Genomic DNA, 16,719 nt, shown 5'->3' on the forward strand with positions numbered 1-16,719 from the left:
TTACCGATACCCGGAAAAAGCGAAACCCCAGCCTGCCGGAAGAACCGGCCGAACTGGGGTTGATGGGGTGAGCGACGGGTTTCGAACCCGCGACCTCCTGGACCACAACCAGGTGCTCTACCAGCTGAGCTACGCCCACCATCGCCGGGCTCGGGGAGCTCCCCATCACCTCGGCCGCACTATATTAGCGTGCCCGTTTCGAGGGCTCGCAACGGGTTACCGTTGGTGGCGTTCCTGCACTTCAGCGGCCGCGGCCTTGGCCTGTTCGGTGGTCGGACCGGGCTGCGGGACGAAGGCGGCGCGACGGTAGTAGTCGAGCTCCCCGATGGATTCCTTGATGTCGGCGAGCGCGCGGTGCGCGAGGCCCTTCTCGGGCTTGGCGTAGTAGATCCGCGGGTACCAGCGCCGGACGAGTTCCTTCACCGACGAGACGTCGACCATGCGGTAGTGCAGGTGCGCGTCGAGCAGCGGCATGTCGCGGGTGATGAAGCCGCGGTCGGTGGCGATGGAGTTGCCGGCGAGCGGGGCGACGTTGGCCTCGGGCACGTGCGCGCGAACGTACTCGAGCACGCGCTGCTCGGCCTCTTCCATGGTCACGGTGGAGCGCCGGACCTCTTCGGTGAGGCCGGAGCGGGCGTGCATTTCGCGGACGACCTCCGGCATGCCGTCGAGGGCTTCGTCGTCGGCGTGGATGACGATGTCGACGCCTTCGCCGAGGACGTTGAGCTCGGCGTCGGTCACCAGCGCGGCTATTTCGATCAACGCGTCCTTGCCGAGGTCGAGCCCCGTCATCTCGCAGTCGATCCAGACTAGGCGGTCGTTCACCCCGGAACCCTAACCCGACCCGGGGATTCGTGGCGCGCGACGTGCGGGTTCGGCGCGTTGCTGGCACCGTGTGCATCCTCAGGTGAGTCATGTCACAGATCGGGGAGCGACAGTGGCCGAACAGGGTCCAGCCCAGGAGATCGCGCAGGGATACGTGAGCGAGGGGGCGGCGGTCGAGCTCGGCGCCGTCGTGATCGACGGCAAGGCCGACGCCGGCGCGGCGGTCCGTCTGCCGCTCGCGACGCTGAACCGGCACGGGCTGGTCGCGGGCGCGACCGGTACCGGCAAGACGAAGACCCTGCAGCTGATCGCCGAACAGCTGTCGGCCGCGGGGGTGCCCGTGGTGCTGGCGGACGTGAAGGGCGACCTGTCCGGGCTCGCCGCGCAGGGCGAGAGCAACGACAAGATCGCCAAACGCGCGGAAGAACTGGGTGACTCCTGGGAGCCTGCCGCGTTCCCCGTGCGGTTCCTGTCGCTGGGAACGGGCGGCAAGGGGTCGCCGATCCGCGCGACGATCACCAGTTTCGGCCCGATCCTGCTGTCGAAGGTGCTGGGACTCAACGAAACCCAGGAGTCGACGCTCGGCCTGATCTTCCACTGGGCCGATCAGCGCGGGCTGGCGCTGCTGGACACGAAGGATCTCCGCTCGGTCATCACGCACCTGACGAGTGACGAAGGCAAGGAGGACCTCAAGGGCATCGGCGGCGTCTCGGCCGCGACGGCAGGCGTGATCCTCCGCGCGTTGTCCAATCTGGAGGCTCAGGGCGGCGAGGACTTCTTCGGTGAGCCCGAGCTGGACGTCCACGATCTGATGCGCGAGGTCGACGGCAAGGCGATGGTGACCTTGCTGGAGCTGGACAACCTCCAGTCGAAGCCGGCGCTGTTCTCGACCTTCCTCATGTGGCTCCTGGCCGAGTTGTTCGAGGAGCTGCCCGAAGAGGGCGACCTCGACAAGCCGAAGCTGGTGTTCTTCTTCGACGAGGCGCACCTGCTGTTCAACGACGCGTCGAAGGCGTTCCTGGAGCGCATCGAGCAGACCGTGAAGCTGATCCGGTCGAAGGGCGTCGGCGTGTTCTTCTGCACGCAGCTCCCGACGGACATCCCGAACAACGTCCTCTCCCAGCTGGGTGCGCGGGTTCAGCACGCGTTGCGCGCGTTCACGCCCGAGGATCAGGCGGCGCTGACCAAGACGGTGAAGACGTATCCGAAGACGAAGCACTACGAGCTGGACTCGGCGTTGACGTCGCTTGGTATCGGCGAAGCGATCGTCACCGTCCTTTCCGAGCGGGGCGCGCCGACGCCGGTCGCGTGGACGCGCCTTCGCGCGCCGCGTTCGAAGATGGGTTCCATCGGCGCCGAAGCCATTTCCGCGGCGACGACGTCTTCGGACCTGCACGCGAAGTACGCCGAGACGATCGATCGTGAGTCGGCCTACGAGATGCTCGCCGCGAAGGTGGCCGCGCCGCCCGCCGGAGAGGAGCCGCCGCCCGCGGCCCCCGCTCCGAAGCCGGAGAAGGAAAGCCCCGGCATGGTCGAGCAGGCGATGAAGAACCCGGCGGTCAAGTCGTTCCTCCGCTCGGCGGCGAGCGCGCTGGGGCGGGAAATCACCCGCGGCCTGTTCGGGAACCGGAGGCGATGACGAATACCTGACGCGATCTGTCAGGTATGTCCGGCAGGCTCGGCGGCATGACCAACACCGCGACAGCGTCGTTCACCGTGGACGGCTGGGATCCCCAAGCCACCGAGAAGGCCGAAGGCACCGAGTTCTCCCGGGTGCTGCTGACCAAGACGTTCACCGGCGACGTCGAGGGGACCAGCGCCGTGGAGATGCTGACGGCGGTGAACGAGACGTCGTCGGCGTACGTCGCCTTCGAGCGGCTGGCCGTCACCGTCGACGGGCGCAAGGGTGGCTTCGTCCTGCATCACTCGGCGGGGGAGAACGGGCATCACCTGATCGTCTTGCCGGGCTCCGGGCACGGTGAACTGGCGGGTATCACCGGAACGGCGGAGATCGTCAAGGACGACGAAGGCAACCACACCTTCACGCTCACCTACGAACTCTGAAAGTCCGTGAAGGCCTCCTGGCGAAGGAGGCCTTCACGGACAGTGCCTGCTGGGCCGCCCCCTGACAGCGGTCCAGACGGCCGGATCAGCCGACGATCTGCTCGACGATCTTCTTCGCGTCGTTGATGGGGATCGCGAAACCGATGCCGATGCTGCCGGTCGAGGCCGGGTTGTACAGCGCGGAGTTGATGCCGATGACGTTCCCCTGCGCGTCCACCAGCGCCCCGCCCGAGTTGCCCTGGTTGATCGGGGCGTCGGTCTGGATCGCGGTGTAGCTCGGCCCGGCTTCGTTCGTGGTCCTGCTGTAAGGCGAGCGGCGCTCCTGGCCGCTGCTGAGCTCGTCGAGCTTGCGGTTCAACGCGCTCACGATCCCGGTGGTCACGGTGTTCTGCAGCCCGCCGGGCGAGCCGATCGCGACGACCTGCTGGCCGACGGCGAGCTTGCTGGAGTCGCCGAGCGAAGCCGGCGTCAGGCCGCTCGCGTCCTTCGCCTGGAGCACGGCGATGTCGGCCTTCGTGTCGGCGCCGACCACGCTGGCCTTGTACTGCTTGCCGTCCGACAACGTGATGGTCACGTCGCTCTCGGCGTCGGCGACCACGTGGGCGTTGGTGAGGATGCGCCCGTCCGCCGTCAGGATGACGCCGGAGCCGACCGCCTCACCCTGCGCGGTGGTCACGTTCACCTGGACGACACTCGGCGTCACCTTCGCGGCGACCCCGCTGACGTCACCCGAAGTGTTGTTCCCGACCAGTTGCCCGTTGGCGACCGCGGACGAACCCGTGCCCGACGCCGACGACGTGGAGCCGAGCCCTGAGATCGCCGCTCCGCCGACACCACCGACGAGCGCGGCGGCGAGCGCCGTCGCGCTGACGAGGACGGCGACCCGGCCGCCCTTCTTGCGTGGTGGCGGGGTGACGAGCGGATTCGGCGCGGCCTGCCAAGGGGTGTAACCGGGGTACTGCTGCTGGTGCGGCGGCTGGTGCCCACCGGTGGAGGCGGGGCCTGGCCGACTCTCGTTCTCGGTCATGGCACCAGATTCGCGCCCGTACTTGTGAGCCGCCTGTGGAGAACCCCAGGGCTTTCCTGAGAATCTCAGTCGAAGAAAGCCGGGACGTCCAAGGCCCCGCCCGACGCCTCGAACTCCTCGTGCACCGCGGCGCGGAGTTTCGCGTCGGCCAGGTAGTCGACGGCGGTCAGCGCCAGCCCCAGCGCGCCGTCGACGACCGCGCGATCGCCGTCCGGCGAACCGGCCGCGGCCGCGAACTCCTTGGTGTGCAAGGCGGTCGTCGGTCCGGCGATGGCGATCATCGGGTGGATCGCGGGCATCCGGTAGGAGAGGTTGCCGAGATCCGTCGAACCGGTGAGGAATTCGGGCACGATCCCCGGCGGCAGCGGTTTGCGGCCGGCGTCGACCTGGTGCACGGACCAGCGCCCGGCGAGGGTGGTGTTGAACCGGATCGGGAGATACGCGGGCTGGGCGTCCCATTTCAGCTCGACTCCGCAGCCGGTCATTTCCGCCGCACCACGCGCGATCGCCGCAACCCGCTCGGCGAGGTCGCGCAGCGTGTCCGGCTGCGCGGAGCGGAGGTAGAACAGCAGGGCCGCGCGTTCGGGGACGACGTTCGGCCGCGCGCCGCCGTCGGTGAAGACCCCGTGGACGCGGTCGCTGGAGGGCAGATGCTGCCGGAGCGCCGCGACTCCCTGGTACGCGGCGACGGCGGCGTCGAGCGCGTTGCGTCCCATGAACGGCTGAGCCGAGGCGTGCGCGCCGACCCCGTGGAACACCATTTCCAGCTGCCGCCTGCCGAGGAACGGGTGCATGGCGATGTCGTGGCTGAACGGATGCAGCATGACCACCGCGTCGACGTCGTCGAAAACGCCGGCGCGGGCCATGGTCTCCTTGCCGCCACCGCCTTCCTCCGCCGGTGTGCCGATCAGTGAGACCCGGCCACCGAGGCGTTCGGCGACCGCCGCCGCGCCGAGGAACCCGCCCGCGCCCGCGGTGCAGATGACGTTGTGCCCGCAGCCGTGGCCGAGCCCGGGAAGCGCGTCGTATTCGGACAGGACCGCGATATGCGGGCCGCTGCCGGGGGTGGTCGCGACCAAGGCGGTGTCGAGCCCGCCCGCGCCGATCGTCACCTCGTGGCCGTGCCGCTCGAGCAGGTCACCGAGCGCCCGGACCGAGCGGTGCTCGGCGAAACCCTCTTCCGGATGAGCGTGCAGGTCCTGGCTCAGCCCCACCAATTCCGCCCGCAGCGCGCGGATCTCGGTGCTGACGGCGTCTCGCGTGGCGGCGTCCGCGCCGTCATGGGGCGAACCGAGGGGTTCGGCCGCGGCGACGGCGTCCGCGGTCGCGTCGACCAGCGAGCGGAGGTAGCTGTCGTCGGGCGGGATCGGCGAAGCGTGCTCAGAGCGGATCATTTCCGGATGTTAACGCCTAGCTCGCCGGTGACGATCTGCGTGACACCGGAGTACCGCTCGCCGACGTGGTCGAAGCCGCGCCGGAACAGCTTCGCCGCGATCTCGCCGCGGTCGAACATCCGCTGCCCGCTCAGCCTGCCGAGGACGGTGTCCGCCAGCCGCATCGGCTGATCGCTGTGCCGGGCGCTGGTCAGCACCACCAGCGAGCCGCCGGGTTTCAGCACCCTGGCGAACGAATCCAGTGCCGCGTCCGGATCGGCGAACATGTGCAGCGCGGCGAAACAGCAGACGGCGTCCACAGTGGAATCGTCGAGCGGCAGGTCGACGGCGTCGGCGCGCAGATAGGTCACCGAAGGGGGATTGGGTGCGGCGAGGGCCTTCTCCAGCATGGAAACCGAACCGTCGAGCCCGATGGACAGCCCGTCCGGCCCGACCGCTTCGCCGAAGGCACGGGTGAACCTGCCGGTGCCGCAGGCGACGTCCAGCGCGACCTGTCCGGGCCGCAGGCCGAGCGCTTCGAGCGCGATCCGGACCTCGCCCGCCATGCTCGGGCCGTTCAGTCCTTTCGCGACCCTGCCCAATGCCGGACGCCAGTACCGCTCGTAGATCATCGGCACGGCGGAGGTGCGCATCAGCCGCTGAGCGAGTCCGGTCGGCGGCCCCGCTTGCGGGGTTTTTCCCAGCAAGTCAAGGAAATCTTTGCGGTCGGGGGCGGGCTTGGTGCCCGGCCGCAGGAGGCTTTCGAGACGTTCGCGACGGTCCGGCATGGCTGCTCCCTTCACGGTCCTCACCGGAGAATCTGCCATGACCGGCCCGTTCGCGACATTCCCGCCGCCGCGACCCGAAACTGTCGGTGGCCGTCTCTAACGTCGGAGGGAGTCGCCGTTCCCCAGCCGAAGGAGCCCGAAATGACCGGCTCGATCCTGCAGCACACCGCCTCGACCACGCTCCGCATCCCGGTGCGCGGCCCGTTCGACCTCGACAAGTCCATCCGCTTCCTGACCGATTTCCCGCCCGCGTGCCGCGCGGACGCCGCCGCCGAACCCGGCACCCTGCGCTTCGCCTTCCCCGCCGAGGCGGGCTGGGAGCACGTCGGTGCGGCCGTCAGACAGAGATCGCCCGGTTCGATCGAGGTGGAGGTCTTCGCCGAAGAAGGCCTCGCCGTCGAAGTGGGCGCCCAGGTCCGGCGGATCCTGTCGGTGGACGTCGACGGCGTCGGCTTCGCCAAGGTCGGCACGGCGGATCCCGTGGTGCGCCGCCTCCAGCAGGCGCACCCCGGCCTGAGGCCGGTGCTGTTCCATTCGCCCTATGAAGCGGCCTGCTGGGCGATCCTGAGCCACCGGGCGGGGATGTCCCAGGCGGCCACGGTGAAACGACGCCTCGCCGAGGAGTTCGGCAGGCCGGTGGACGTCGGAGGGAGGGTCCTCAGGTCGTTCCCCGCGCCGGACGTCCTGGCCGGGCCGGAGACAGGGCGCGCTCTGCCGGAGGTGAAGGCCGAGCGGTTGCGCGCGGTGGCCAACGCCGCCAAGGACGGCCTGCTCGACGCCGCGTACCTGCGCGCGATGCCGGTGCCGGACGCGTTGCGCTGGTTGCAGCGCTTGCCGGGGATCGGCCCGTTCTCGGCTCAGCTGATCCTGATCCGGGGCGCCGGGCACCCGGACGTCTTCCCCAGTGGCGAGCCCCGGTTGCAGGAGGCCATGCGGGCCGCGTACGACCTCCCGCTGGCGCCACCCGAGGAGCTGGAGGAGCTGTCGGCGGTGTGGCGGCCCTTCCGCAGTTGGGTGGCTTTCGCCCTGCGCAACGACGGGGAGTTTCGCACGCGCGGGATCGGAGGTTCGATGACCGCCTGACACGGGACATATCCGGCTTGTGGTGAGCTGATGAGGTGAGCTCGTCTCCCGCCGAAACGGTTTCCGACATCGCCCAGTCCACCCCTCCCGGCACGATCACCCTGGTCACCGGCGGTCTCGCGCTGCTCGTGGTGCTCTCGGGCAGGCCTTGGCGGATCGCCCGCAACCTGATCACGCTCGTCCACGAGGCGGGTCACGCGCTGGCGGCGGTGCTGGTCGGGCGTCGGCTGCAAGGCATCAAGCTGCACTCGGACACCTCCGGCGTCACGGTCTCCCGTGGCAAACCGGAGGGCCCGGGGATGGCGTTCACCGCGCTGGCCGGGTACCCGGCGGCCGCGGTGCTCGGGCTGGTGTTCGCGGGGCTGCTCTCGTCGGACCTGATCACCGTCGTGCTGATCACGATGGCGCTGATGCTGCTGGGCGTGCTGGTGATGGTGCGCAACACCTACGGCGTGTTCACCGTGGTCGCCAGCTCGGTGGTGCTCGGGCTGGTCGCGCTGGTGGCGCCCTCGTGGTTCCAGGCGATCTTCGTCTACCTGCTGACCTGGTTCCTGCTGTTCGGTGGTGTGCGGCCGGTGGTCGAGCTGCAGATCAAGCGGCGCCGGGGAGCGGCCCGGGATTCCGACGCCGATCAGCTCGGCAGGCTCACCGGGATGCCCGCGGTGCTGTGGGTGCTGGTGATGGCCGTGCTGACGGCGAGCTGTCTCTTCGCGGGCGGGTTGTGGCTGCTGGAGCCGACCGTCGCCTGACCGGGGCGGTACGGCAGACTGATGGCTCGTTCCGCGCGGAAGGAGTCAGCAGATGGATGAGGTCGCCAAGGCCGTCGAGGAATGCGCTCGATCGGCGAAACGGGCCGCGCCGTCACTGGCCGCCGCGACCGCGGAGGCGATCGACGCCGCGCTGAACGCCATGGCGGACAAGCTGGTCGAGCACGCCGACGTCGTGCTCGAAGCGAACCAGGCCGACATCGCCAAGGCGCGCGAGGACGGCATGAGCGCGGGCCTGCTCGACAGGCTCACCATCACGCCCGAGCGGCTGACCGGGATGGCCGAACAGCTCCGTCTCCTTGCGGGCGCGCCGCATCAGGAGCGGTCCGTCGACGTGTCCACTTTGGACGGAGGCCTGCGGCTGGTGGAACGCCGCCGCCCGGTCGGCGTGATCGGCGCGAACTACGAGGCGCGCCCGAACGTCACGGTGGACGTCGCCTCGCAGCTGGTGAAGTCGCGCAACGGTGGCGTGCTTCGCACGGGTTCCGCCGCGCTCGGCTCGGCGCAGCGCCTGCGCGAGACCGTCATCGCGCCCGCGCTCTCCGAGGCGGGTATCGACCCGGACGTCATCCAGCTGGTGCCGCGCTCCGAACGCGAAGCGGCTTCCGCGCTGGTCCGGTTCCCCGCGCTCGTGCCGCTGGTCATCCTGCGCGGCAGCGGTGACAGCACCCGGGCGCTGGCCACCGAGGCGGCCGTCCACGGTGTCCGCACGCTGGCGCACGCCGATGGCGGCGGCGTGCTGTACGTAGACGAAGCGGCCGACACCGACAAGGTGCGAGACCTGGTCTTCAACAGCCTCGACCGGCTCGGCGTCTGCAACCGGCTGAACCTGCTGCTGATCCACGAGAGCGCGCACGACCGCGTCTGGCCCGGCATCTCCGGCGCGCTGGCCGAGCGGGGCGTCACCCCGTCGCTCGCGCCGCACGAGCACGCCATCGGCTACGAATGGGCGCTCGACTCCGACCGCGAAGCGACCGTCACCGTCGCCAAGGTCTCCGGCCTGCCCGAAGCGGCGGAGATCGCCAACGAACGGACCTCGGGCCTGGCCGCCGGCATCGCGACCGAAAGCAGCGAAGCGGCCGACGCGTTCTTCGACGCGTACACCGGCACCGGTGTCTTCTGGAACGCCCCGACCCGGCTGCTCGACGGTTTCAAGCTCCTCGCCGTCCCCGAGACCGGCATCAACCTGGACAAGGTCCCCGGCCCGCGCGGTCCGGTCACCTACACCGATCTCTACGTGCGGCAGTACGCCGTGCTGCCCGCCTGACCTCACGTTGGTCGTGAGTGGCGATTCGGGTTAGAACACGAAACGCCACTCACGACCGGGCTCGCTCGCGGAAGTGGTAGCAAAGGTCCCTTGCTCTCCCCGGCGGGGGATCAGCGCCGCCGCCGCTTCGATCGAGGCCGGGGTGGCAACGAGNCGTGAGTGGCGATTCGGGTTAGAACACGAAACGCCACTCACGACCGGGCTCGCTCGCGGAAGTGGTAGCAAAGGTCCCTTGCTCTCCCCGGCGGGGGATCAGCGCCGCCGCCGCTTCGATCGAGGCCGGGGTGGCAACGAGTCCGCGGTGGCGTCCTCGACTTCCTCAGGAGCGGGCGCGGGGGGAGGAGTGGCGTCGGCCAGTCCCAGCATCTCCGCGGCGAGCTGCTGCGAAGACGCGAACATGCCCGAAGGCCGGTCCCGTGCCCGGCGCAGGGACGAAGGCCGCAGCCGGTTGTAGCCCCGCACCGAAACGGGCCGCCGCGAGCGGACCTCGTACTGCGGGAAGCCCGATAGCTCGGCCGCGAGTTCCTTGTCGACCAGGATGGTGCCCGGCCGCGCGGTCGAGGTGAGGCGGGCGGCGAGGTTCACGACCGAGCCGTAGACGTCGCCGAACCGGCTGAGGATCCGGCCCGAAGCCAGCCCGGCGCGCACGGAAGGCAGGGTCTCGTCGGCATCGGCGCGTTCGGACAGGGCGAGGGCGATCTCGGCCCCGTCGACGGCGGAATCGGCGACGAACAGGACCTCGTCGCCGATCATCTTCACGATCCGCCCGTGGTGATCCGCGACCACCTCGGTGGCGACGGATTCGAACCGGTCGAGGATGTCGGTCAGCTCTTCTTCGTCGACCTGCCTGGTCAGCCGGGTGTAGCCGACCATGTCGACGAAGCCGACCACTTCGGTCCTCGCTTCGAGGTCTTCCTCCGGCATGGCCAGCGCCCGGCCGGCGTAGGCGGCCAGGTGGCGGCGCCAGACGAACTCCTGCACCTTCTCCAGCTCGGGCAGCAGCCGCTCGACGAGCCGCCCGATCTGGCGTTCGCTGGTGCCGATCTCCTTGTTCTCGGTGATCATCGTCCACAGCATGTGGACCTGCCATTCCGCGAGACGCGAAAGGTGCTGGCCCAGCGCGCGCGTCACGGCCAGTTCGATACTCGGGTCGATCAGCCCCGAGTTCATCAGCTGATCGGCCGTGCGGATCGCTTCGATGTCGGCGTCGGTGAAGACGACCTCGTCGTCGTCGACCGTCGCGAAGCCCAGCGCACGCCAAAGCCGCCGAGAGCGTTCCTCGGGAACGCCTGCCTTCTCGGCGACTTCGAGCCGGGTGTACTTGCGCCTTCCGCCGAGCAGGATCCGTTCGAGGCGCTGTTGCAGCGCGTCGGGCGAGATCTCGCCGGGTTCGGGCATCAGGTGGTGTGGACGATGAGCACGTCCACCCCGGACTTCCGCGCGACCTCGGACGGCACGGAGCCCAGGATGCGGCCCGCGAGCGTGTTCAGCCCGCGGTTGCCGACCACCAGGAGGTCCGCGGAGCGCTCCGCGACGACCTTGCGCAGCGAGTCGACCGGATCGCCCACGACCGCGGCGGTCTCGATGGTCTTCGCGCCTGCCTTCGCCGCCCGGTCGCGGGCGGACAGGAGGGTGTCCTCGGCCGGCGCCGAGCCGACGACCTGGTACGCCTCGTCACCGAGGACGTCCTGCGCCTTCTCCACGTCGCCCTTGTTGGCGGGGTAGTAGGCGCACACGATGACCAGGGTCGCTCCGGAGTCCCCGGCGACACCCGCCGCCCGGTCGACCGCGGCGAACGAGGAATCCGATCCGTCCGTGCCCACGACCACGGTCCGATATGCAGCCATCCGCAACCTCCACCGATCTGACGGCCCGCACCTGCGCGCGAGCAGCGACGATAACCGCTCTTCGGTGGCCTCGCAGGCCGCCGTGAGCACGGTCGGGTGAAAAGGTTACTCGCCAGTCGGTTTCTGCGCTGCCGCAGGTCGCGGTGAAGGCTTCGCACCGGATGTGGCCTTCGGCACATCGGCCGTCCGGAGCTGCACGGTGGCTTCCGAGTCGGGTGACGGCTTCGCCTTCAGGTCCGCCGGGACATGCGGTTCGTCTCCGAGCACGTGGGTCGCCTCGGCGAGCGCGTTCCGCGCGGTGCGGACCTGCTCGGCCAGGCTGGAGCGCACCTTGCGGAGCGCTTCGACCCGTTCGGTGGCCTGCGTGATCCGCCGGTTGGACTCTTCGGTGGCCTGGCGGACGCGGCGGCGCGCCTCGTCGGCCGCCTCCGCGAGCCGGGCGTTGGCCTCGGTGATCGAGTCCTGCTTGCGCTTGTTGGCGTCGGCGACGGACTCGCGCTGACGGCGTTCGATGTCGGCCTTGGCCGCCGTCTCCTCTTCGAGCACCTTCGCGCGGATGGCGGCGGCGTCCTCGGTGGCCTCGCGGACGCGGCGCGCGGCCTCGGCCTTGCTCGCGGCCTCCTGCTCGGCCAGCGCGTGCATGGCCTCGGTGCGCCGCGACGCCATCGCGATCTCGAAGTCCTCTTCGACCTGCGTGCGGCGCTGCTGCGATTCGGCGTCGAGCTTGTCGCGCTCGGCCTTCGCCTTGTCGATGATGTCCTTCGCCTCGGCGCGGGCCTTCTCCAGCACGCCGCGGTGCTCGGCCTCCATCTCCTTGCGACGGAGGTCGAGCTCGTTGAGCAGCTGCTCGTAGCGGGCCCGCATGGCGCTCGCGTCGGTCTCCGCCTTCGCGCGGATGTGCCCGGCTTCGGCCTCCGCGCGCGCCTTGGTGTCGGCGGCCTCGTCCTGCGCGAGCCGCAACATGCGCTGCAGGCGCTCGGAAAGGCCTTCGACGCTGGTCGGCGGCTGGGCGAGCCGGTCGACCTGCCCGCGCAGGTCTGCGATCTCACCGCGCGCGATCTCCAGCTGTCGTGCCAGGTCGCCCGCCTGCCCGATGGCGGCATCGCGATCGGCGGTGAGCATCTTCAGATCGGCGTCCAGCCGTTCGAGATGTTCGTCGACCTGCGCACGGCTGTAACCGCGCTTCGCCACGTCGAAGCCGGCTCCCAGCGGCACTAGCTCCCGTTCCTCGCCAAGGCTCATTCTTCTACCGTAGTCGAGCTGGAGTCACGGAAGGGTGAGCACCCACGCAACGCGCGGCGAAAGCACGTTCCGGCGCGCTAAACGTTCCGGAAGGCGTTGATCCCGTCGATGTGCTTTTCGCGCAGCTCGTGGTTCCGGACACCCAGACCTTCTTCCGGCGCAAGGGCGAGCACGCCGACCTTGCCCTGATGTGCGTTGCGGTGGACGTCCAGCGCGGCCTGCCCGGTTTCCTCGAGCGCGTAGGTCTTCGACAGCGTCGGGTGGATCAGACCTTTCGCGATCAGCCGGTTCGCTTCCCACGATTCGCGGTAGTTGGCGAAGTGGCTGCCGATGATCCGCTTCAGGTTCATCCAGAGGTAGCGGTTGTCGAACTGGTGCATGTAGCCGGAAGTCGACGCGCACGTGACGATCGTGCCGCCCTTGCGCGCGGCGTAGACGGACGCGCCGAAGGTTTCGCGGCCCGGGTGCTCGAAGACGATGTCCGGGTCCTCACCGCCGGTCAGCTCGCGGATCTTCTTGCCGAACCGCTGCCACTCCTTCGGGTCCTGGTTGTGCTCGTCCTTCCAGAACTTGTAGCCCTCGGCGTTGCGGTCGATGATCAGCTCCGCGCCCAGCTTCCGGCAGATCTCCGCCTTCTCGGGGCTGGAGACCACGCACACCGGGATCGCGCCGCCGTTGAGCGCGTACTGCGTCGCGTAGGAGCCGAGGCCGCCCGAAGCACCCCAGATCAGCACGACGTCGCCCTGCTTCATGTCGGCGCCGTTGCGCGAGACGAGCTGGCGGTAGGCCGTCGAGTTCACCAGGCCGGGGGAGGCGGCCTCCTCCCAGGTGAGGTGTCCCGGCTTCGGCATCAGCTGGTTCGCCTTCACCAGCGCGATCTCCGCGAGCCCGCCGAAGTTCGTCTCGAAACCCCAGATCCGCTGCTCGGTGTCGAGCATCGTGTCGTTGTGCCCGTCCGGGCCCTCGAGTTCGACGTTGAGGCAGTGCGCGACGACCTCGTCGCCCGGCTTCCAGTTGTGCACGCCGGGCCCGGTGCGCAGCACGACGCCGGACAGGTCCGAGCCGACGACGTGATAGGGCAGGTCGTGGCGCTTCGACAGCGGCGAAAGGCGCCCATAGCGCTCCAGGAACTTGAACGTCGAGACCGGCTCGAAGATCGAGGTCCACACGGTGTTGTAGTTGATCGCGCTCGCCATGACCGCGACCAGCGCCTCACCGGGGCCGAGTTCCGGCGTCGGGACCTCGTCGACGTGCAGCGACTTGCGCGGGTCCTTGTCCCGGCTTTCGAGGCCTTCGAACATGCCGGCCTCGTCCTTGTGCACGGTCACCCCGCGATAGGACTCCGGCACGTCGAGCGACGCCACGGCGCCGAGGTCATCGTTCAGAATGGCCTGCTGGATCTCGCCGAGCTGCGACATCGGAACCTCCGCGAATGGGGTGGTAGACGGCGTGTGGCGCCACTGCGCCGATGTGGGCTCACCGGCAAAGAGTGGTTCGCCCAAATTACTCATGGGTAACCAGGTCCACAACTGTACGAGACGTGGAGCACGTACACATCCCGAAGCGTTATCGACCGGTCTTGACCGGCCGGCCAACCAAGCGCACCATGGGCGGTGGAGATCTCTCCGACCTGCAGGTTCAGCCGATTCTCGGAGGTGAGCACGCATGAACGAACCCACGACGCGCCCTTGGACCCGTCCCCATGACTGGGCGGAGGTGGTCATCGGTGTCGTGGTCGCGCTTTCACCCCTCTGGATGACCACGGACAACACAGCCATGTGGACGCTCGTCATCCTCGGCGCGCTGATCGCCCTCGACGGTCTCGCGTCGCTCGCGATGCCTGGCATGGTCTACGGCGAAGGCATTCAGATCGTCCTGGGCGCGCTGTTGTTCATTTCGCCCTGGGTGATGGGATACGCCGGCTTCATGGGCGCGTCCTGGACCGCTTGGATCGGTGGCGTCCTGACCGTGGTGGCCGGGGCGGCGGCGATGCCGATCGCCCAGGCGACGCACCGGACGGCGGGACAGCACTGACCCGGGAGGAAACAGCGTGAAAGAGGATTCGGCGAAACAGCGCATCCTGCGAGCCGCGGAGGCGCTCTTCGCCGAATCCGGTTTCGACGCCACGCCCACTTCGCGGATCGCGGAGCGGGCGGGCGTGCCGAAAGGCCTGGTGCACTACTACTTCCGGCGTAAGTCGGATCTGCTGGCCGCGCTGGTCGCCGAACTGCCCGACGCCCGGATCGAACCGGCCGTCGTGGTCGTCCCCGGCGATCTCGCGGGCAGTCTTCGCGGCCTCGTCGTCGAACTCGACAGGCGGTTCAACCGGTCCTTGGCACTGTCGCACCTGTTGTGGCGCGAAGCCGACACGCACCGCGCGGTCCGCGACGCGCTGGCCGAACGCTTCCAGCAACTGGTCCGGCAGGTGAAGGCCGTGATCGTCGCCGCGACGGGCGGCAAGGTCGCGCTCGCCGACGTCGATTCGGCGTCGGGACTACTCGCGCGGGCGGTCAGCCACCGTCACGCGACGGCACGGCACAGCGAGGACGGGGACCCCGCCGAGATCGACCGCGAGGTCCTCTTCATCGCTTCAGCGTTGACGCGGGGTCAGTGACCGTCCTTCGCGGGCTCCACCAGTTCGACGAGCACGCCGCCGGCGTCCTTGGGGTGCACGAAGTTCACCCGGCTGTCGGACGTACCGCGCTTCGCCTCGTCGTAGAGCAGCCGCAGTCCCTGCGCGCGCAGCGCCGCGGCGGCCGCGTCCACATCGGACACTCGGTACGCCAGCTGCTGCAGCCCGGGGCCGCTCTTCGCGAGGAACTTGCCGATCGCGGAGTCGTCACGCAGCGGCGCGAGGAGCTGGATCGCGGTCTCGGTCCCCGCGGTGCCCGGCGCGCGCAGCATCGCCTCGCGGACGCCCTGCTCCTCGTTGACCTCCTCGTGCGCGACCTCCAGGCCGAAATGCTCGGCGTGGAAGGCGATCGCGGCGTCGAGGTCGGGTACCGCGATGCCGACGTGGTCGATGGCGGTCACGAACGGTTTCAGCGCCTGGTTCATGCAGAGCAGGATAGGTGCGCGGACCGGCGGACCGGCGTGCGCCGCCTCACACTGGCTCCATCAAGAGACCCGCGACCCGGGTATGGTCGCGAAGACCCCCTTTGCCCTTGCGCCGATGCTTGGAGGACGCCGTGTCCGGTTCCGTGATCCTGGGTGCCGCCCGTACACCGATCGGGCGATTGCTCGGTTCCCTGAAGGACTTCTCGGGCGCGCAACTCGGCGGATTCGCCATCAAGGCGGCGCTGGAACAGGCCGGTGTCTCGCCGGACGCGGTCCAGTACACGATCATGGGACAGGTGCTCACCGCCGGCGCGGGCCAGATCCCGGCCCGGCAGGCCGCGGTCGCCGCCGGTATCCCGATGAGCGTCCCGGCGCTGACCATCAACAAGGTCTGCCTCTCCGGTCTCGACGCCATCGCGCTGGCCGACCAGCTCATCCGCGCGGGTGAGTTCGACCTGATCGTGGCGGGCGGCCAGGAATCGATGACCCAGTCGCCGCACCTGCTGCCGAAGTCCCGCGCGGGCTTCAAGTACGGCGACACCACGCTCGTCGACCACATGGCCTACGACGGTCTGTTCTGCGCCTTCGACCAGGTCGCCATGGGCTCGTCGACGGAGAAGTACAACAGCCGCTACGGGATCACCCGTGAGCAGCAGGACGAGTTCTCCGCGCGGTCGCACCAGCGTGCCGCCGCCGCCATCGCCGAGGGCCGCTTCGACGCCGAGATCGCGCCGGTGTCGATCCCGCAGCGCAAGGGCGACCCGGTCGTCTTCTCGCAGGACGAAGGCGTCCGCGCCGACACCACCGCCGAAGGCCTCGCGAAGCTGCGTCCCGCCTTCGCCTCCGACGGCACCATCACCGCCGGCTCGGCTTCGCAGATCTCCGACGGCGCGGCCGCGGTGATCGTCGCGAGCAAGGCCAAGGCCGAGGAACTGGGCCTGACCCCGCTCGCCGAGATCGGCGCGCACGGCGTGGTCGCCGGGCCGGACGCCAGCCTGCACGAGCAGCCGTCGAACGCGATCCTGGCCGCGCTGGCCAAGGCGAACCTGACCGCGGACGCGCTCGACCTCGTCGAGATCAACGAGGCGTTCGCCGCCGTCGGCCTGGTTTCCGCCGACAAGCTCGGGCTCGACCCGGAGAAGGTCAACGTCGACGGTGGCGCCATCGCGCTCGGCCACCCGATCGGCGCGTCCGGCGCGCGGCTCGCCGTGCACCTGGTCCACGAACTCCGCCGTCGCGGCGGCGGCCTCGGCGCGGCCGCCCTCTGCGGTGGTGGCGGCCAGGGCGACGCGCTGCTGATCCGCGTTCCGTAAAGCCCTTGCCGGTACAGCTGGACATCGACGAACTGGTCGGTCGCGCGCGGGACGGCGTCCCCCGCG

General features: G+C 69.5%; 17 protein-coding genes and 1 tRNA gene. 8 read left to right on the plus strand and 10 right to left on the minus strand.

Annotated elements, in window-relative coordinates:
- Positions 1-63: 63 nt before the first annotated feature.
- Together ACXIZN_RS42805 and orn are read right to left on the minus strand one after the other, a co-directional pair.
- Positions 64-139: transfer RNA gene (locus ACXIZN_RS42805), tRNA-His, on the minus strand.
- Positions 140-216: 77 nt separating this feature from the next.
- Positions 217-825 (minus strand): oligoribonuclease, encoded by a 609-nt coding sequence (gene orn, locus ACXIZN_RS42810; RefSeq protein WP_457960410.1) that lies wholly within the window; start codon positions 823-825, stop codon positions 217-219.
- A 112-nt stretch (positions 826-937) separates the two neighbouring features.
- Here orn and ACXIZN_RS42815 point away from each other — a divergent pair, with 112 nt between their 5' ends.
- Together ACXIZN_RS42815 and ACXIZN_RS42820 are read left to right on the plus strand one after the other, a co-directional pair.
- Complete coding sequence (locus tag ACXIZN_RS42815; RefSeq protein WP_457960411.1) at positions 938-2,464, plus strand: helicase HerA-like domain-containing protein; 1,527 nt, start codon at positions 938-940, stop codon at positions 2,462-2,464.
- Between the two features lie 47 nt (positions 2,465-2,511).
- Positions 2,512-2,889, plus strand: coding sequence for a DUF3224 domain-containing protein (locus ACXIZN_RS42820; RefSeq protein ID WP_257484711.1), 378 nt, complete (start codon positions 2,512-2,514; stop codon positions 2,887-2,889).
- Positions 2,890-2,974: 85 nt separating this feature from the next.
- Here the strand turns inward: ACXIZN_RS42820 and ACXIZN_RS42825 are convergent, their stop codons facing one another.
- The 3 genes from ACXIZN_RS42825 to ACXIZN_RS42835 all read right to left on the minus strand — a co-directional run bounded on the left by ACXIZN_RS42825 (position 2,975) and on the right by ACXIZN_RS42835 (position 6,077).
- A complete protein-coding gene (locus ACXIZN_RS42825) occupies positions 2,975-3,916 on the minus strand; it encodes a S1C family serine protease (RefSeq protein ID WP_457960412.1) in 942 nt (313 codons plus the stop codon).
- Positions 3,917-3,981: 65 nt separating this feature from the next.
- Positions 3,982-5,310: a M20 family metallopeptidase gene (locus ACXIZN_RS42830; protein ID WP_457960413.1), complete on the minus strand. Its 1,329-nt coding sequence runs from the start codon at positions 5,308-5,310 to the stop codon at positions 3,982-3,984.
- Positions 5,307-6,077: a class I SAM-dependent methyltransferase gene (locus ACXIZN_RS42835; RefSeq protein WP_457960414.1), complete on the minus strand. Its 771-nt coding sequence runs from the start codon at positions 6,075-6,077 to the stop codon at positions 5,307-5,309. The genes ACXIZN_RS42830 and ACXIZN_RS42835 overlap by 4 nt, the downstream gene beginning before the upstream one ends.
- 141 nt (positions 6,078-6,218) lie before the next feature.
- Between ACXIZN_RS42835 and ACXIZN_RS42840 the strand changes: the two genes are divergently transcribed.
- The 3 genes from ACXIZN_RS42840 to ACXIZN_RS42850 are packed head-to-tail and all read left to right on the plus strand — an operon-like array spanning position 6,219 to position 9,194.
- Positions 6,219-7,160 carry a DNA-3-methyladenine glycosylase family protein gene (locus ACXIZN_RS42840; protein ID WP_457960415.1) on the plus strand — a complete coding sequence of 314 codons (942 nt, stop codon included), beginning with the start codon at positions 6,219-6,221 and terminating at the stop codon, positions 7,158-7,160.
- 35 nt (positions 7,161-7,195) lie between these two features.
- The gene (locus tag ACXIZN_RS42845; protein ID WP_457960416.1) at positions 7,196-7,909 is read left to right on the plus strand and encodes a M50 family metallopeptidase; all 714 of its coding nucleotides are present in this window, start codon (positions 7,196-7,198) and stop codon (positions 7,907-7,909) included.
- Positions 7,910-7,961: 52 nt separating this feature from the next.
- Positions 7,962-9,194 (plus strand): aldehyde dehydrogenase family protein, encoded by a 1,233-nt coding sequence (locus ACXIZN_RS42850; protein ID WP_457960418.1) that lies wholly within the window; start codon positions 7,962-7,964, stop codon positions 9,192-9,194.
- A gap of 252 nt (positions 9,195-9,446) precedes the next feature.
- Here the strand turns inward: ACXIZN_RS42850 and ACXIZN_RS42855 are convergent, their stop codons facing one another.
- The 4 genes from ACXIZN_RS42855 to ccrA all read right to left on the minus strand — a co-directional run bounded on the left by ACXIZN_RS42855 (position 9,447) and on the right by ccrA (position 13,701).
- Positions 9,447-10,592, minus strand: coding sequence for an adenylate/guanylate cyclase domain-containing protein (locus ACXIZN_RS42855; RefSeq protein WP_457960419.1), 1,146 nt, complete (start codon positions 10,590-10,592; stop codon positions 9,447-9,449).
- Positions 10,592-11,041 (minus strand): universal stress protein, encoded by a 450-nt coding sequence (locus ACXIZN_RS42860; RefSeq protein WP_007031721.1) that lies wholly within the window; start codon positions 11,039-11,041, stop codon positions 10,592-10,594. The genes ACXIZN_RS42855 and ACXIZN_RS42860 overlap by 1 nt, the downstream gene beginning before the upstream one ends.
- A gap of 105 nt (positions 11,042-11,146) precedes the next feature.
- Positions 11,147-12,256, minus strand: a complete 1,110-nt coding sequence (locus ACXIZN_RS42865; RefSeq protein ID WP_457960740.1) for a chromosome segregation protein — start codon at positions 12,254-12,256, stop codon at positions 11,147-11,149.
- A 104-nt stretch (positions 12,257-12,360) separates the two neighbouring features.
- The gene (gene ccrA / locus ACXIZN_RS42870; RefSeq protein WP_457960420.1) at positions 12,361-13,701 is read right to left on the minus strand and encodes a crotonyl-CoA carboxylase/reductase; all 1,341 of its coding nucleotides are present in this window, start codon (positions 13,699-13,701) and stop codon (positions 12,361-12,363) included.
- Positions 13,702-13,948: 247 nt separating this feature from the next.
- On the opposite strand from ccrA, the gene ACXIZN_RS42875 reads away from it, so the two are divergent.
- The gene (locus ACXIZN_RS42875) at positions 13,949-14,317 is read left to right on the plus strand and encodes an SPW repeat protein (RefSeq protein ID WP_219149107.1); all 369 of its coding nucleotides are present in this window, start codon (positions 13,949-13,951) and stop codon (positions 14,315-14,317) included.
- Between the two features lie 16 nt (positions 14,318-14,333).
- Complete coding sequence (locus ACXIZN_RS42880) at positions 14,334-14,897, plus strand: TetR/AcrR family transcriptional regulator (RefSeq protein ID WP_457960421.1); 564 nt, start codon at positions 14,334-14,336, stop codon at positions 14,895-14,897.
- Here ACXIZN_RS42880 and mce read toward each other — a convergent pair.
- On the minus strand, positions 14,891-15,340 hold the full coding sequence (gene mce, locus ACXIZN_RS42885; RefSeq protein ID WP_005166692.1) for a methylmalonyl-CoA epimerase: 450 nt from the start codon (positions 15,338-15,340) through the stop codon (positions 14,891-14,893). The two genes, ACXIZN_RS42880 and mce, sit on opposite strands and share 7 nt — an antisense overlap.
- 131 nt (positions 15,341-15,471) lie before the next feature.
- On the opposite strand from mce, the gene ACXIZN_RS42890 reads away from it, so the two are divergent.
- Positions 15,472-16,653 (plus strand): acetyl-CoA C-acetyltransferase, encoded by a 1,182-nt coding sequence (locus ACXIZN_RS42890; RefSeq protein WP_126732825.1) that lies wholly within the window; start codon positions 15,472-15,474, stop codon positions 16,651-16,653.
- The last annotated feature ends 66 nt before the right edge of the window (positions 16,654-16,719 follow it).

The organism is Amycolatopsis sp. TRM77291, from assembly GCF_054166285.1.

Bases quoted from the DNA above. Each gene is read 5' to 3' on its own strand.
- ACXIZN_RS42835 (WP_457960414.1), bottom strand. From the start codon at position 6,077: ATGCCGGACCGTCGCGAACGTCTCGAAAGCCTCCTGCGGCCGGGCACC.
- mce (WP_005166692.1), bottom strand. From the start codon at position 15,340: ATGAACCAGGCGCTGAAACCGTTCGTGACCGCCATCGACCACGTCGGC.
- ACXIZN_RS42840 (WP_457960415.1), top strand. From the start codon at position 6,219: ATGACCGGCTCGATCCTGCAGCACACCGCCTCGACCACGCTCCGCATC.
- ccrA (WP_457960420.1), bottom strand. From the start codon at position 13,701: ATGTCGCAGCTCGGCGAGATCCAGCAGGCCATTCTGAACGATGACCTC.
- ACXIZN_RS42855 (WP_457960419.1), bottom strand. From the start codon at position 10,592: ATGCCCGAACCCGGCGAGATCTCGCCCGACGCGCTGCAACAGCGCCTC.
- ACXIZN_RS42875 (WP_219149107.1), top strand. From the start codon at position 13,949: ATGAACGAACCCACGACGCGCCCTTGGACCCGTCCCCATGACTGGGCG.
- ACXIZN_RS42820 (WP_257484711.1), top strand. From the start codon at position 2,512: ATGACCAACACCGCGACAGCGTCGTTCACCGTGGACGGCTGGGATCCC.
- ACXIZN_RS42850 (WP_457960418.1), top strand. From the start codon at position 7,962: ATGGATGAGGTCGCCAAGGCCGTCGAGGAATGCGCTCGATCGGCGAAA.
- ACXIZN_RS42860 (WP_007031721.1), bottom strand. From the start codon at position 11,041: ATGGCTGCATATCGGACCGTGGTCGTGGGCACGGACGGATCGGATTCC.
- ACXIZN_RS42825 (WP_457960412.1), bottom strand. From the start codon at position 3,916: ATGACCGAGAACGAGAGTCGGCCAGGCCCCGCCTCCACCGGTGGGCAC.
- ACXIZN_RS42830 (WP_457960413.1), bottom strand. From the start codon at position 5,310: ATGATCCGCTCTGAGCACGCTTCGCCGATCCCGCCCGACGACAGCTAC.